Genomic DNA, 15,064 nt, shown 5'->3' on the forward strand with positions numbered 1-15,064 from the left:
TTGGCGGAGGGCGTTGCGCTTCTCCGCCCAACCTATTTTTACGCGGCGGTGCCAATGGACGTTTCTTACCTGCTCGAAAGCCTTAATGACAAACAGCGCGAAGCGGTGGCCGCGCCACGCAGCAATCTTCTGGTGCTGGCGGGCGCGGGCAGTGGTAAGACGCGCGTACTGGTGCATCGTATCGCCTGGCTGATGAGCGTGGAAAACTGCTCGCCATACTCGATTATGGCTGTGACGTTTACTAACAAAGCGGCGGCGGAAATGCGTCATCGTATCGGGCAACTGATGGGCACCAGCCAGGGCGGCATGTGGGTCGGTACTTTCCACGGGCTGGCGCACCGACTGCTACGTGCGCATCATATGGACGCTAATCTGCCGCAGGATTTTCAGATCCTCGATAGCGAAGACCAATTGCGTCTGCTTAAGCGTTTGATCAAGGCGATGAACCTCGATGAGAAGCAGTGGCCGCCGCGTCAGGCAATGTGGTACATCAACAGCCAGAAAGATGAAGGGCTGCGCCCGCATCATATTCAAAGCTACGGTAATCCGGTGGAGCAGACCTGGCAGAAGGTTTATCAGGCGTATCAGGAAGCGTGTGACCGCGCAGGCCTGGTGGACTTCGCCGAACTATTGCTACGCGCGCATGAGTTGTGGCTTAACAAGCCACATATCCTTCAGCACTATCGCGAACGTTTCACCAACATTCTGGTGGACGAATTCCAGGATACCAACAACATTCAGTACGCGTGGATTCGCCTGCTGGCGGGCGATACCGGCAAAGTGATGATTGTTGGTGATGACGACCAGTCAATCTATGGCTGGCGCGGGGCGCAGGTCGAGAATATTCAGCGTTTCCTCAACGATTTCCCCGGTGCCGAAACTATCCGTCTGGAGCAGAATTATCGCTCTACCAGCAACATTTTGAGCGCCGCCAACGCCCTGATTGAAAACAATAACGGGCGTCTGGGTAAAAAACTGTGGACCGATGGCGCGGACGGTGAGCCGATTTCCCTCTATTGCGCCTTTAACGAACTCGACGAAGCGCGTTTCGTGGTTAACCGCATCAAAACCTGGCAGGATAACGGCGGGGCGCTTGCCGAGTGCGCCATTCTCTACCGCAGCAACGCCCAGTCGCGCGTGCTGGAAGAGGCCTTATTACAGGCGAGTATGCCGTACCGTATTTACGGCGGGATGCGCTTCTTCGAACGCCAGGAAATCAAAGATGCGCTCTCGTATCTGCGCCTGATTGCCAACCGTAACGACGACGCGGCCTTTGAGCGTGTGGTGAATACGCCAACGCGGGGTATTGGTGACCGGACGCTGGACGTGGTACGTCAGACATCGCGCGATCGCCAGTTAACACTCTGGCAGGCATGTCGTGAACTGTTGCAGGAAAAAGCCCTCGCCGGACGTGCTGCCAGCGCCTTACAGCGGTTTATGGAACTGATCGACGCCTTAGCGCAAGAAACCGCCGATATGCCGCTGCATGTACAGACTGACCGGGTAATTAAAGACTCCGGCCTGCGCACCATGTACGAGCAGGAGAAAGGCGAAAAAGGCCAGACGCGTATCGAAAACTTAGAGGAACTGGTGACGGCAACGCGCCAGTTCAGCTACAACGAAGAAGACGAAGATTTAATGCCGCTGCAGGCATTCCTCTCCCATGCGGCGCTGGAAGCGGGCGAAGGGCAGGCGGATACCTGGCAGGATGCGGTGCAGTTGATGACGCTACACTCGGCGAAAGGCCTGGAGTTCCCGCAGGTGTTTATTGTCGGTATGGAAGAGGGCATGTTCCCAAGCCAGATGTCGCTGGATGAAGGCGGGCGTCTGGAAGAAGAACGCCGTCTGGCCTACGTTGGGGTAACCCGCGCGATGCAGAAACTGACGCTGACCTACGCGGAAACCCGCCGTCTGTATGGCAAAGAGGTTTACCATCGCCCGTCGCGCTTTATCGGCGAGCTACCGGAAGAGTGTGTGGAAGAGGTGCGCCTGCGCGCCACGGTAAGCCGCCCGGTCAGCCATCAGCGTATGGGTACGCCGATGGTCGAGAACGACAGCGGCTACAAACTCGGCCAGCGCGTGCGCCACGCTAAGTTTGGTGAAGGCACTATCGTCAATATGGAAGGCAGCGGCGAACATAGCCGTTTGCAGGTGGCATTCCAGGGCCAGGGAATCAAATGGCTGGTGGCAGCTTACGCCCGGCTGGAGACGGTGTAATTTACGATCACGTTGCCGGATGCGGTGCTGCGCACCTTATCCGGCCTACGAGAATTGCACCCGGTAGGCCGGATAAGGCGTTTACGCCGCATCCGGCATCAGCACCATATTAAGTATCTGACACAAAACTATCATTCTAACCTTTCCGCTCGACGGAAATCATGGTGACAAAAGGATAGCGTTGCCACGGGATTGCCCCGCCTTTCATATACATATGTGAAATCGTGCCATCAAGATAAAGCAGCTGCTCTACGTCCAGTTTCGCTTTGGCATAGCAGGCAAAATCATAAAAATTTGTCGCCTGCTGGCTAAGTAAAAACACGGCGTTCCCTTGTTTATTAATCCCTACTCCATTACGAATTTTGCGCGAGGCAACATTCGGATGAATACGTGTATTTATGACCCCGTTTTCTAACAACATTGGCCCTGACTGCACCGCAAACTGAATTTCTTTACTTGCTTTAAATTCATCCCGAAGAACGATGCCGAATTTATCTCCCGCGACATAAAACACGCCGCCAGGATGGATAAAGAAGTTCCCTTCCCCTGAGGCGAGATTTAGCGCCACCTTCTGCTGACCGTTTTCGATGTACAAACCAAGCGGCGCATAGCTTTCATCATAGATGCCGCCGTTCATCACCATCTGAACCTGATCCTGACTATTAACATCAGCCAGCAGCGAATGTAACGTTCCCCACGCTTCGCCATTGGCTTTTTGCCAGTACATTTTCACCCGTTCGGTTTGAGGATTAACGGTATACGCCTGCACGGTCAGCGTCGGATCAGAGAGTACGCAGTCATCAGCGGCAACAGCAAATAAGGGGAGTAAGACGAGGGCGGGTAAAATCCGTCTGAGATTCAAGGTGATCATTCCTTTACCAATGAGTAGCCGATGCGCCATTATAGGTCCTGGATGTGTGATTTTTTTATCCTGTTAACGACCTTGACGAGTACCAAAAAGCGCGAAGTTCAACTATTGTTCTGTGGTGTTCCGTTGCGTGTTGACGGCAAAATTTTGCTGGCGTAACATGCGCGCACGATCACTCTAAGAGGACATTCGCCTTGGACACACCCAGTAGATACTGGCTCATTATCCTGTCATCCAGGATCAACTCCTAAGGCTATCCCTTTTTGCTGATAGCCTTAGCGGTTGTCAGCGACCTCAATTTTTCCCGTCGCGCTGAGTCAGGCTGTTTAATGGTCTGAAACCCAATTTGTTTCTGTGTGCCCACCGAACTGTCCGATATTTTAAGCATTGGGAGTCCCGGTCATGCTGAGCGCATTTCAACTGGAAAATAACCGACTGACCCGGCTGGAAGTCGAAGAGTCACAACCCCTTGTAGATGCAGTATGGATTGATCTTGTCGAACCGGATGACGACGAGCGACTGCGCGTACAATCTGAACTTGGTCAGAGCCTGGCAACTCGCCCGGAACTGGAAGACATCGAAGCATCGGCGCGTTTCTTTGAAGACGATGATGGCCTGCATATTCACTCCTTCTTCTTCTTTGAAGATGCGGAAGATCACGCCGGTAACTCCACTGTGGCATTTACTATCCGCGATGGTCGCCTGTTTACCCTGCGTGAGCGTGAGCTGCCTGCATTCCGTCTGTATCGTATGCGCGCCCGTAGCCAGTCAATGGTTGACGGTAACGCCTACGAGCTGCTGCTGGATCTGTTCGAAACCAAAATCGAACAGTTGGCAGATGAAATTGAAAATATCTATAGCGACCTGGAGCAGTTGAGCCGGGTGATTATGGAAGGGCATCAGGGCGATGAGTACGACGAGGCGCTCTCCACGCTGGCGGAACTGGAAGATATCGGCTGGAAAGTTCGCCTGTGTCTGATGGATACCCAGCGCGCGCTCAACTTCCTGGTGCGCAAGGCGCGTTTACCTGGCGGGCAACTGGAGCAGGCGCGTGAAATTCTGCGAGATATCGAATCCCTGCTGCCGCATAACGAATCCCTGTTCCAGAAGGTGAACTTCCTGATGCAGGCGGCGATGGGCTTTATCAACATCGAGCAGAACCGCATCATCAAAATCTTCTCGGTGGTATCCGTCGTGTTCCTGCCGCCGACGCTGGTCGCTTCCAGCTACGGGATGAACTTTGAGTTTATGCCGGAACTGAAGTGGAGTTTCGGCTACCCTGGCGCGATTATCTTTATGATCCTCGCGGGCCTGGCACCGTATCTGTACTTTAAGCGCAAGAACTGGCTGTAAAAAGAAGGCGGTGGCTTAGTCTGGCTAAGCCACCTGTTATTCAAAGGCTCCAGGTATTTAACCCTTTTACCTCTTTCTCATAAAACCATTTGTTCGTGTTAACAGCAACATAGGCTGCTACGGCAATTCCCAGAATGTTAACGCCAATTAGTGCACCAACAAATAGAGATAGAATGCCAAGTAATAGAACTATAATTGCTTTTTTCCATAATCCCAGAACAAATAAATAGATCCAGGAACAGAAGAAAGCAATGAAATTCATTTGAATAGTTAATCGTTGTCTTACTTTTAATGTTTTAAATGCTGCTTTATATTCTGGTGTTGCCCCCCAGAATCCAGGAAAGCCATGTTGATCATAAAAGTTAAATCGGTATTTCCATTTTTCACTTAATGAACCATCGTTCATATATTCCTTACTCATAAATACTCCATAACTATTGTTTTGATGAATCAGTAGGTGCAAGCATTAGCATACTGAAAGTGGAAAAATAACAAATCAAAAAAATCATCGAACCATTGCCTGAACAATCAAAATGTTCGGCTATCATTGTGATGATAGAGATGATATATACTGCTAATGTACCAAAAACATAAGTTTTTATATATATGAAACCACTATCACGGAGTCGTTGGCAATTCATGTTGATGACGAGATAATGGAGTGCGATGGTAGAGACAATAACAAGAAAACCTGCGTCCCCATCGTTAAAAAAGATAATAAGAAAGGCAAAAATGAAATTTATTAAAATAAATGAAAATATATAACGACGTCTGGAAATCTTACCGTTAGATGTTGGGATAAATATACGCAACATAAATTTTACATCCTTGTGTGAGTCTCCTGTCAGCATGGCAATATGCCCACTCTCATGCAAGAGTCGGCATATTTTTTCAGAATATATTTATTTTTTATTTGGACGTTCTACGCTGCGTATAAATTGCATCCATCACAAAAATTGCCAGCGCCACCCAAATAAAGGCGAAAGTCACCATCTTATCGGCACCCGGTTTTTCACCATAAAACGTCACAGCCAGCAGGAACATCAGCGTCGGGCCAATATACTGGAAAAAGCCTAACGTTGAGAGACGCAGGCGCGTGGCGGCGGCGGTAAAACACAACAGCGGTACGGTAGTGACAATACCGGCGGCGATCAGCAGTAAATTTAGCGACATCGGGTTTTGCCCCATATGGCTGGTTGAGCTGTCGGCAATAGCAAACAGGTAAATCGCCGCCACGGGCAGCAACCACATGGTTTCAATTAACATGCCGGTTTGTGCTTCTACCGCAATCTTCTTGCGCACCAGGCCGTAGAAGGCAAAACTAAATGCCAGTCCCAGCGCGATGATTGGCAGCGAACCAAAAGTCCAGAGCTGGACCAGCACACCACAAATCGCCAGAATCACTGCCAGCCATTGCATCCGGCGGAATCGCTCGCCGAGGAAAATCATCCCCAGCAATATATTCACCAGTGGATTAATAAAGTATCCAAGGCTGGCCTCCAGCATATGGTGATTGTTCACTGCCCAGATAAACAGTAACCAGTTGCCACCAATTAGCACAGCAGAGACTGCCAGCATAAATATTTTCTTCGGCGTCTGAATCAGGGTTTTTAAATAGGACCACTGGCGGCTGATGCTCATCAACACCACCATAAAGAAAAACGACCAGATTACACGATGCGTCAGGATCTCATCAGCAGGTACGTAATAAATCAGTTTGAAGTACGCAGGTGCAATACCCCAAATAAAATAAGCGGCAAGAGCGAGTAATACGCCCTGCCGCGTTTGTTTTGTATCCATTGGAAAACTCATTTTTTGTTGTTAATTGCAGTTTACCTGCTCAGATGGCTGACAAAGTGCGCTTTGTTCATGCCTTACCCAACCTACAAAAGGATGCAAATTCAATACATTGCATTTCTCTGGTAGACCAGATAAGCGTAGCGCATCAGGCAATTTGCGTTTGTCATCAGTTTAAGCAGTTTACCTGCTTTTAGATTTTCAACCTACCATATAGGTGGCGGTAGCACTGGCAATATAAAGCTGTTCTTCATTGTGCAGTTCGACACGGGCGACGGCGACTTTATTACCCGCACGTAACAGGCTACTAGTGGCTGTAAAACGCTCACCCCTGCCTGGACGCAGATAATCGACGCGAAGATCTATGGTTCCCATCCGCGATAGCCGCTGGCGCAGTTCATCTTCATTAATGGTTTCGTGACGCGTTAAAGTGCTGCCTACACATACCAGGCCAGCGGCGACATCCAGCGCCGACGCAATCACCCCGCCGTGCAAAATACTTTGCGCCCAGTTACCGACCATCATTGGCTGATTATTAAAGGCCAGCTGCGCAAATTCTTTTTCGTAACGCTCCAGTTCCATCCCCAATGCCCGGTTAAACGGCATGTGATAGACAAACATTTCACCCACTAATTTCAGGGCTTGTTCAGCAGTCAGTACGGCAGACATATCATCCTTACACTTCAATAGTTAATGAAATGTTGATTTTATGCTTCTTTGTTGTTGGTTTCTACTTTAGGAAGGGATAACTAACGGCAATTGAGTTAAGTATGTAGAATAGCCTGCAGAAATATTCATCTAATCAATAATTCGTCACGGAGAACATGACCGATGCGGACTCTTCTGGGCTGGTTGTTGCCTGTATATATGCTGCCGCTGGCGGTACATGCACAAGAGGCAACGGTGAAAGAGGTGCATGATGCGCCTGTTGTGCGCGGTAGTATTATCGCCAATATGTTGCAGGAACATGATAATCCTTTCACCCTTTATCCTTATGACACCAACTACATCATCTATACCCAGACCAGCGATCTGAATAAAGAAGCGATTGCCAGTTACGACTGGGCAGAAAACGCGCGTAAGGATGAAGTAAAGTTCCAGTTAAGTCTGGCGTTTCCGCTTTGGCGTGGGATTTTGGGAGCAAACTCTGTACTGGGTGCGTCTTACACCCAGAAATCCTGGTGGCAGCTTTCTAATAGCGAAGAGTCATCGCCGTTTCGTGAAACTAATTACGAACCGCAATTATTCCTCGGTTTTGCTACCGATTACCGCTTTGCTGGCTGGACACTGCGCGATGTGGAAATGGGCTACAACCACGATTCAAACGGGCGATCTGACCCGACGTCCCGTAGCTGGAACCGTATCTATACCCGCCTGATGGCAGAAAACGGCAACTGGCTGGTGGAAGTCAAACCGTGGTATGTAGTGGGTAATACAGACGATAACCCGGATATCACCAAATATATGGGGTACTACCAGCTTAAAATCGGCTACCACTTGGGTGATGCCGTATTGAGCGCGAAAGGACAGTACAACTGGAACACCGGTTACGGTGGTGCGGAGTTAGGCTTAAGTTACCCGATCACCAAACATGTGCGACTTTATACCCAAGTCTACAGCGGTTACGGCGAATCGCTCATCGACTATAACTTTAACCAGACCCGCGTCGGTGTGGGGGTTATGCTAAACGACTTGTTTTGATGAACGGTTGAGTGGTTGGCAAATCTGGAATCCAGCATCCAGTATTACCCTCTCAGAAACTAAAAGCATTGCAGTTTCTTGCGCAGGCGCTGAAAATAGCGCCTGTTTTTATTTCAGGCAATTGGGGTGAATGTGGCGCAGGCGGAAGTGTTGAATCTGGAGTTCGGAGCTAAACAGGTTTTACAAGAAACCTTTGGCTACCAACAGTTTCGCCCCGGTCAGGAAGAAATTATCGACACCGTACTTTCCGGTCGCGATTGCCTCGTCGTCATGCCAACTGGCGGCGGAAAATCCCTGTGCTATCAAATCCCTGCGTTGTTATTGAACGGTCTTACTGTCGTTGTTTCACCGCTAATTTCGTTGATGAAAGATCAGGTGGATCAACTGCAAGCCAACGGTGTGGCGGCGGCGTGCCTTAACTCGACGCAGAACCGCGAGCAGCAGCTTGAAGTGATGACAGGCTGCCGTACCGGGCAAATTCGCCTGCTATATATCGCGCCGGAACGCCTGATGCTGGATAACTTCCTTGAGCATCTGGCGCACTGGGATCCTGTCTTATTAGCCGTTGATGAAGCGCATTGTATTTCCCAATGGGGTCACGATTTCCGCCCGGAATATGCCGCGCTCGGCCAGTTGCGCCAGCGTTTCCCGACGTTGCCGTTTATGGCGTTAACCGCTACTGCCGATGACACCACGCGGCAAGATATCGTGCGCCTGCTGGGGCTTAAGGATCCGCTGATCCAAATCAGTAGTTTTGACCGCCCGAATATTCGCTACATGTTGATGGAGAAATTTAAACCACTCGATCAACTGATGCGTTACGTTCAGGAACAACGCGGTAAGTCGGGGATTATTTACTGCAATAGCCGTGCGAAAGTAGAAGACACCGCTGCGCGCCTGCAAAGTCGGGGTATTAGCGCAGCGGCGTATCACGCAGGGCTGGAAAACGATGTCCGTGCCGACGTGCAGGAAAAATTCCAGCGTGATGACCTGCAAATCGTGGTGGCTACCGTGGCCTTCGGTATGGGCATCAACAAACCTAACGTCCGCTTCGTGGTGCACTTTGATATTCCGCGCAATATTGAATCCTATTATCAGGAAACAGGTCGCGCCGGGCGTGACGGCCTGCCCGCAGAAGCGATGCTGTTTTACGATCCAGCAGATATGGCGTGGTTGCGCCGCTGTCTGGAAGAAAAGCCGCAGGGGCAACTACAGGATATCGAGCGCCATAAACTGAATGCGATGGGCGCGTTTGCCGAAGCGCAAACCTGTCGTCGTCTGGTACTGCTGAACTACTTTGGCGAAGGGCGTCAGGAACCGTGTGGGAACTGCGATATCTGCCTCGATCCGCCGAAACAATACGATGGTTCAACCGATGCGCAGATTGCGCTTTCTACCATTGGTCGTGTGAATCAGCGGTTTGGTATGGGCTATGTGGTGGAAGTGATCCGTGGTGCTAATAATCAGCGTATCCGCGACTATGGCCATGACAAACTGAAAGTTTACGGCATGGGGCGTGATAAAAGTCATGAACACTGGGTGAGCGTGATCCGTCAACTGATTCACCTCGGTCTGGTGACGCAAAATATCGCCCAGCATTCTGCGCTACAACTGACAGAGGCCGCGCGTCCGGTGCTGCGTGGCGAATCCTCTTTGCAACTCGCCGTGCCGCGTATTGTGGCACTCAAACCGAAAGCGATGCAGAAATCCTTCGGCGGCAATTATGATCGCAAACTGTTCGCCAAATTACGCAAACTACGTAAATCGATTGCCGATGAAAGCAATGTTCCGCCGTATGTGGTGTTTAACGATGCGACACTGATTGAGATGGCAGAGCAAATGCCGATCACCGCCAGCGAAATGTTGAGTGTAAACGGTGTCGGGATGCGCAAGCTGGAACGCTTTGGTAAACCGTTTATGACGCTGATCCGCGCTCATGTCGACGGCGATGACGAAGAGTAGTCAACGGCATAAAAAAGTGCCAGGATGAACACTCCGTAAACGTTTTCCCCGCGAGTCAAATGTATGTTGATGTTATTTCTCACCGTTGCCATGGTGCACATTGTGGCGCTTATGAGCCCCGGCCCCGATTTCTTTTTTGTCTCTCAGACCGCCGTTAGTCGTTCCCGTAAAGAAGCGATGATGGGCGTGCTGGGCATTACCTGCGGCGTAATGGTCTGGGCAGGAATCGCGCTGCTTGGCCTGCATCTGATTATCGAAAAAATGGCCTGGCTGCATACGCTAATTATGGTTGGCGGTGGTCTGTATCTTTGCTGGATGGGTTACCAGATGCTGCGCGGTGCGCTGAAAAAAGAGGCTGTTTCTGCGCCTGCGCCACAGGTGGAACTGGCGAAAAGCGGACGCAGTTTCCTGAAAGGCTTGCTGACCAATCTCGCCAATCCGAAAGCGATTATCTACTTTGGCTCGGTGTTCTCGCTGTTTGTCGGCGATAACGTCGGCACCACCGAACGCTGGGGCATTTTCGCGCTGATTATTGTCGAAACGCTGGCGTGGTTTACCGTTGTTGCCAGCCTGTTTGCTCTACCGCAAATGCGCAGGGGTTATCAACGTCTGGCGAAGTGGATCGACGGTTTTGCCGGAGCGTTATTTGCCGGATTTGGCATTCATTTGATTATTTCGCGTTGATGCCAGACGCATCATCAGAGTTGGTCGGATAAGGCGTTTACGCCGCATCCGACATTATTTTCAGGCATGTCTTGCCGATGCCAACAGCGCCCCCACCAGCATAAATAGCGAGCCGAATATCTTATTCAGCGCCTTCATCTGCTTCGGCCCTTTAATCCAGAGAGCGATTCGTTGGGCGAGGGTGGCGTAACCGATCATCACAATAATATCGACCACAATAGTGGTGACGCCGAGCACAATATACTGCATCAGTTGCGGTTGCTGCGGCATGATGAATTGCGGAAATAGCGCCGCCAGAAACACAATACTTTTGGGATTAGTAAGATTCACAAACACTGACCGCTGGAACAGGTGGCGGCGCGATTGGGTAGGCGTCAGCGATTTAAGATCAATTGCACCAGCGGCGCGCCACTGCTGTATTCCCAGCCAAATCAGGTAAGCCGCGCCTGCCCACTTCAACACTTCAAAAGCAATAACCGAGCGGGAAAATAGTGTCCCCAAACCCACGCCAACCAGCACAATATGAATCGCCAGTCCGGTCTGAAGCCCTGCAATAGACGCCACCGCGCCGCGATAACCGTGGTTGAGCGAAGTGGTCATGGTGTTGATTGCGCCAGAGCCTGGCGAGAGGCTTAAAATGATCGATGTCAGTAAGTAGGCGAACCACCATTCAAAGGTCATGGGAATCTCCCGGATAGTCTATTTTTGTGCCACAATACGCTACTGTCGCAGCGTTGTGTCAGGCACGCTTAAAAAAACGATTTTACGTGGTTTAAGAGGCAGATTACCCGATGTTTCAGCAGCAAAAAGACTGGGAAACAAGAGAAAAAGCGTTTGCTGCTTTTACGATGGGGCCACTGACTGACTTCTGGCGTCAGCGGGACGAAGCAGAGTTTATCGGCGTGGATGACATTCCGGTGCGTTTTGTCCGCTTTCGCGCTCAACAACATGATCGGGTGGTCGTCATTTGTCCGGGGCGTATTGAGAGCTATGTAAAGTATGCGGAGCTGGCCTACGACCTGTTCCATCTGGGGTTTGATGTCTTAATCATCGACCATCGCGGTCAGGGGCGTTCCGGTCGACTGTTAGCCGATCCGCATCTTGGTCATGTTAATCGCTTTAATGATTATGTTGATGATCTGGCGGCGTTCTGGCAACAAGAAGTTCAGCCAGGTCCGTGGCGTAAACGCTATATACTGGCGCACTCGATGGGCGGTGCGATTTCCACGCTGTTTCTGCAACGTCACCCTGGTGTGTGCGATGCCATTGCGCTAACTGCGCCAATGTTTGGGATTGTGATTCGTATGCCATCATTTATGGCGCGGCAGATCCTTAACTGGGCAGAAGCGCATCCACGTTTTCGTGATGGCTATGCGATTGGCACCGGGCGCTGGCGCGCGCTGCCGTTTACCATCAATGTACTGACCCACAGCAGGCAACGATATCGACGTAATTTACGTTTCTATGCTGATGACCCAACGATTCGCGTCGGTGGGCCGACCTACCATTGGGTACGCGAAAGTATTCTGGCCGGCGAACAGGTGTTAGCCGGTGCGGGTGATGACGCCACGCCAACGCTTCTCTTGCAGGCTGAAGAGGAACGCGTGGTGGATAACCGTATGCACGACCGTTTTTGTGAACTCCGCGCCGCAGCGGGTCATCCTGTAGAAGGGGAGCGACCGCTGGTAATTAAAGGTGCGTACCATGAGATCCTTTTTGAAAAGGACGCAATGCGCTCAGTCGCGCTCCACGCCATCGTTGAATTTTTCAACCGGCATAACTCACCCAGCGGAAATCGCTCTATAGAGGTTTAAATTTCTTATGTATCAGGTTGTTGCGTCTGATTTAGATGGTACGTTACTTTCTCCCGACCATACGTTATCCCCTTACGCCAAAGAAACCCTGAAACTGCTCACCGCGCGTGGCATCAACTTTGTGTTTGCGACGGGTCGCCACCACGTCGACGTGGGTCAGATTCGCGATAATCTGGAGATTAAGTCTTACATGATTACCTCCAATGGCGCGCGCGTGCACGATCTGGATGGTAATCTGATTTTCGCGCATAACCTGGATCATGACATTGCCAGCGACCTGTTTGGCGTGGTCAACGACAACCCGGACATCATTACTAATGTTTATCGTGATGATGAATGGTTTATGAATCGCCACCGTCCGGAGGAGATGCGCTTTTTTAAAGAAGCAGTATTTAAATATGCGCTGTATGAGCCGGGTTTGCTGGAGCCGGAAGGCGTCAGCAAAGTGTTCTTCACCTGCGACTCCCATGAAAAATTGTTACCGCTGGAGCAAGCAATCAATGCTCGCTGGGGCGATCGCGTCAACGTCAGTTTCTCTACTTTGACTTGTCTGGAAGTGATGGCTGGCGGCGTTTCTAAAGGTCATGCGCTGGAAGCGGTGGCGAAGAAATTGGGCTACAGTCTGAAGGATTGCATTGCGTTTGGTGACGGGATGAACGACGCCGAAATGCTGTCGATGGCGGGGAAAGGCTGCATTATGGGCAGTGCGCACCAGCGCCTGAAAGATCTGCATCCGGAGCTGGAAGTGATTGGCACTAACGCCGAAGACGCGGTGCCGCATTATCTGCGTAAGCTCTATTTATCGTAATCGTTCTTTATTTGGTCAGTTGTCAACCTGATACTTCGCTACAATGGATACTCGTTAATCAAAGAGTTTTCCATTGTGGCGCTACTTATCATCACCACGATTCTGTGGGCCTTCTCCTTTAGCTTTTATGGCGAGTACCTTGCGGGGCACGTCGACAGCTATTTTTCGGTGCTGGTACGCGTTGGGCTGGCGGCGCTCGTTTTCCTGCCGTTCCTGCGTACCCGTGGCAATAGCCTGAAAACCATTGGCCTGTATATGCTGGTGGGCGCGATGCAGCTTGGCATTATGTATATGCTCAGTTTTCGTGCCTATCTCTACCTGACGGTCTCTGAACTGCTGCTGTTTACCGTGCTGACGCCGCTCTACATCACGCTGATTTATGACATTATGAGCAGACGTCGTCTGCGCTGGGGTTATGCGTTCAGCGCGTTACTGGCGGTGATTGGTGCCGGAATTATTCGTTACGATCAGGTCACTGACCATTTCTGGACTGGCCTGCTGCTGGTGCAACTCTCCAATATCACTTTCGCGATTGGCATGGTGGGTTACAAACGCCTGATGGAAACTCGCCCGATGCCGCAGCATAACGCCTTTGCGTGGTTCTATCTTGGCGCGTTCCTGGTGGCGGTGGTTGCATGGTTCTTGCTGGGAAATGCGCAGAAAATGCCGCAAACCACGTTGCAATGGGGCATTCTGGTGTTTCTTGGCGTGGTGGCTTCCGGGATTGGCTACTTTATGTGGAACTACGGCGCGACGCAGGTGGACGCCGGAACGCTGGGCATTATGAATAATATGCACGTTCCGGCAGGGCTGCTGGTTAACCTGGCTATCTGGCACCAACAGCCGCACTGGCCAACATTTATCACAGGCGCGCTGGTGATCCTGGCCTCACTGTGGGTGCATCGGAAGTGGGTCGCTCCGCGCTCTTTACAAACGGCAGATGATCGCAGGCGTGATTGCGTGCCGAGCGAATAAACGCTTCTGTCACTGGCTGACGCTGCTCGCCATCGCGCACGGCGGCGTACAGTCGGCTCCATAATCCCTCGCCCAGGGTTTTGGTCACAACCAGACCCTGGCGCTCAAAACTCTCCACGACCCAATGCGGCAGAGCGGCAATACCCATCCGCGCGGCAACCATCTGAATCAACAATAAGGTGTTATCGACGCTTTTCAGCGACGGGCTAACGCCTGCGGGCTGCAGAAAATGCCGCCAGACGTCCAGTCGGCTGCGCTGTACCGGATAAATCAGCAGCGTTTCGCTGGCGAGATCTTCCGGCGTGATTCGCGTTTTCGCCGCCAGTGGGTGGTCAGGTGCTAATACCAGACGTACTTCATAATCGAACATCGGCGAATAATGCAGGCCACTGCGCGGCAGAATATCGGAGGTCATCACCAGATCCAGCTCGCCCTGCTGCAACGCGGGCTGCGGGTCAAACGTCACGCCCGATTTAAAGTCCATCTCGACCTGCGGCCAGCTCTTATGGAAATTTTCTAACGCGGGCGTCAGCCACTGAATACAGCTATGGCACTCAATGGCAATGCGCAGGCGCGTCTGCTGCGGTTCATTGCAGGCTTGCAGTGCCTGACTGATTTGCGGCAGTACCTGGTTTGCCAGTTGCAACAGGATTTCTCCCTGCGGCGTAAAACGTAGCGGCTGGCTTTTACGCACAAATAGCCGGAAGCCAAGGCGTTGTTCCAGATCGCTAAACTGGTGAGACAGGGCGGATTGCGTCTGATGCAACGTCGCCGCAGCGGCTGCGAGCGAGCCGCAATTCCGCAACGCTTGTAGCGTTTTCAGGTGTTTTACTTCGATCATGAAAGTCCTTCACTTCGGCATGAATAATTTGCGCTTGAGGAATA

The 15,064-nt window shown here is 51.3% G+C and carries 16 protein-coding genes; 9 read left to right on the plus strand and 7 right to left on the minus strand.

The genetic code is table 11. From position 1 onward, the window contains the following. Window positions 1-54: 54 nt before the first annotated feature. Window positions 55-2,217 (plus strand): DNA helicase II, encoded by a 2,163-nt coding sequence (gene uvrD, locus EQY_RS0113580; RefSeq protein ID WP_000383446.1) that lies wholly within the window; start codon window positions 55-57, stop codon window positions 2,215-2,217. Window positions 2,218-2,353: 136 nt separating this feature from the next. Here uvrD and EQY_RS0113585 read toward each other — a convergent pair whose 3' ends face one another. After that, complete coding sequence (locus EQY_RS0113585) at window positions 2,354-3,118, minus strand: phosphodiester glycosidase family protein (RefSeq protein WP_000951202.1); 765 nt, start codon at window positions 3,116-3,118, stop codon at window positions 2,354-2,356. A 161-nt stretch (window positions 3,119-3,279) separates the two neighbouring features. Here EQY_RS0113585 and ysgD point away from each other — a divergent pair, with 161 nt between their 5' ends. Continuing rightward, complete coding sequence (ysgD, locus tag EQY_RS26810; protein WP_212723238.1) at window positions 3,280-3,336, plus strand: YsgD/CorL family protein; 57 nt, start codon at window positions 3,280-3,282, stop codon at window positions 3,334-3,336. Between the two features lie 151 nt (window positions 3,337-3,487). Then, window positions 3,488-4,438, plus strand: a complete 951-nt coding sequence (gene corA / locus EQY_RS0113595) for a magnesium/cobalt transporter CorA (RefSeq protein ID WP_000947145.1) — start codon at window positions 3,488-3,490, stop codon at window positions 4,436-4,438. 40 nt (window positions 4,439-4,478) lie between these two features. Here corA and EQY_RS0113600 read toward each other — a convergent pair whose 3' ends face one another. From EQY_RS0113600 to yigI, 4 genes are all read right to left on the minus strand, one after another. Beyond that, complete coding sequence (locus EQY_RS0113600) at window positions 4,479-4,859, minus strand: DUF2628 domain-containing protein (protein ID WP_000032587.1); 381 nt, start codon at window positions 4,857-4,859, stop codon at window positions 4,479-4,481. Between the two features lie 13 nt (window positions 4,860-4,872). Next, window positions 4,873-5,253, minus strand: coding sequence for a protein YigG (gene yigG, locus EQY_RS0113605; RefSeq protein ID WP_021521448.1), 381 nt, complete (start codon window positions 5,251-5,253; stop codon window positions 4,873-4,875). Between the two features lie 94 nt (window positions 5,254-5,347). Beyond that, a complete protein-coding gene (gene rarD, locus EQY_RS0113610; protein ID WP_000379998.1) occupies window positions 5,348-6,238 on the minus strand; it encodes an EamA family transporter RarD in 891 nt (296 codons plus the stop codon). 198 nt (window positions 6,239-6,436) lie between these two features. After that, window positions 6,437-6,904: an acyl-CoA thioesterase YigI gene (yigI, locus tag EQY_RS0113615; protein ID WP_001277144.1), complete on the minus strand. Its 468-nt coding sequence runs from the start codon at window positions 6,902-6,904 to the stop codon at window positions 6,437-6,439. A gap of 162 nt (window positions 6,905-7,066) precedes the next feature. On the opposite strand from yigI, the gene pldA reads away from it, so the two are divergent. The 3 genes from pldA (at window position 7,067) to rhtC (ending at window position 10,582) form a co-directional block, all read left to right on the plus strand. Then, entirely contained in the window at window positions 7,067-7,936 is an 870-nt protein-coding gene (pldA, locus tag EQY_RS0113620; RefSeq protein ID WP_001259600.1) for a phospholipase A, read from the plus strand. A 132-nt stretch (window positions 7,937-8,068) separates the two neighbouring features. After that, window positions 8,069-9,898 carry an ATP-dependent DNA helicase RecQ gene (recQ, locus tag EQY_RS0113625; protein ID WP_024212573.1) on the plus strand — a complete coding sequence of 610 codons (1,830 nt, stop codon included), beginning with the start codon at window positions 8,069-8,071 and terminating at the stop codon, window positions 9,896-9,898. 63 nt (window positions 9,899-9,961) lie between these two features. After that, window positions 9,962-10,582, plus strand: coding sequence for a threonine export protein RhtC (gene rhtC / locus EQY_RS0113630; RefSeq protein ID WP_000928829.1), 621 nt, complete (start codon window positions 9,962-9,964; stop codon window positions 10,580-10,582). Window positions 10,583-10,642: 60 nt separating this feature from the next. Here the strand turns inward: rhtC and rhtB are convergent, their stop codons facing one another. Next, window positions 10,643-11,263 carry a homoserine/homoserine lactone efflux protein gene (gene rhtB, locus EQY_RS0113635; RefSeq protein WP_000142514.1) on the minus strand — a complete coding sequence of 207 codons (621 nt, stop codon included), beginning with the start codon at window positions 11,261-11,263 and terminating at the stop codon, window positions 10,643-10,645. Window positions 11,264-11,373: 110 nt separating this feature from the next. Between rhtB and pldB the strand changes: the two genes are divergently transcribed. From pldB to bioP, 3 genes are all read left to right on the plus strand, one after another. Then, on the plus strand, window positions 11,374-12,396 hold the full coding sequence (gene pldB, locus EQY_RS0113640; protein ID WP_000487635.1) for a lysophospholipase L2: 1,023 nt from the start codon (window positions 11,374-11,376) through the stop codon (window positions 12,394-12,396). A 7-nt stretch (window positions 12,397-12,403) separates the two neighbouring features. Beyond that, complete coding sequence (yigL, locus tag EQY_RS0113645) at window positions 12,404-13,204, plus strand: sugar/pyridoxal phosphate phosphatase YigL (RefSeq protein WP_000285344.1); 801 nt, start codon at window positions 12,404-12,406, stop codon at window positions 13,202-13,204. 75 nt (window positions 13,205-13,279) lie between these two features. Continuing rightward, window positions 13,280-14,179 carry a biotin transporter gene (gene bioP / locus EQY_RS0113650; RefSeq protein ID WP_001196253.1) on the plus strand — a complete coding sequence of 300 codons (900 nt, stop codon included), beginning with the start codon at window positions 13,280-13,282 and terminating at the stop codon, window positions 14,177-14,179. Here bioP and metR read toward each other — a convergent pair. Further along, window positions 14,067-15,020, minus strand: a complete 954-nt coding sequence (gene metR / locus EQY_RS0113655) for an HTH-type transcriptional regulator MetR (protein ID WP_000573632.1) — start codon at window positions 15,018-15,020, stop codon at window positions 14,067-14,069. The two genes, bioP and metR, sit on opposite strands and share 113 nt — an antisense overlap. Window positions 15,021-15,064: the final 44 nt, after the last annotated feature.

It is taken from the genome of Escherichia sp. TW14182 (assembly GCF_000208525.1).
Lineage (GTDB): Bacteria > Pseudomonadota > Gammaproteobacteria > Enterobacterales > Enterobacteriaceae > Escherichia > Escherichia ruysiae.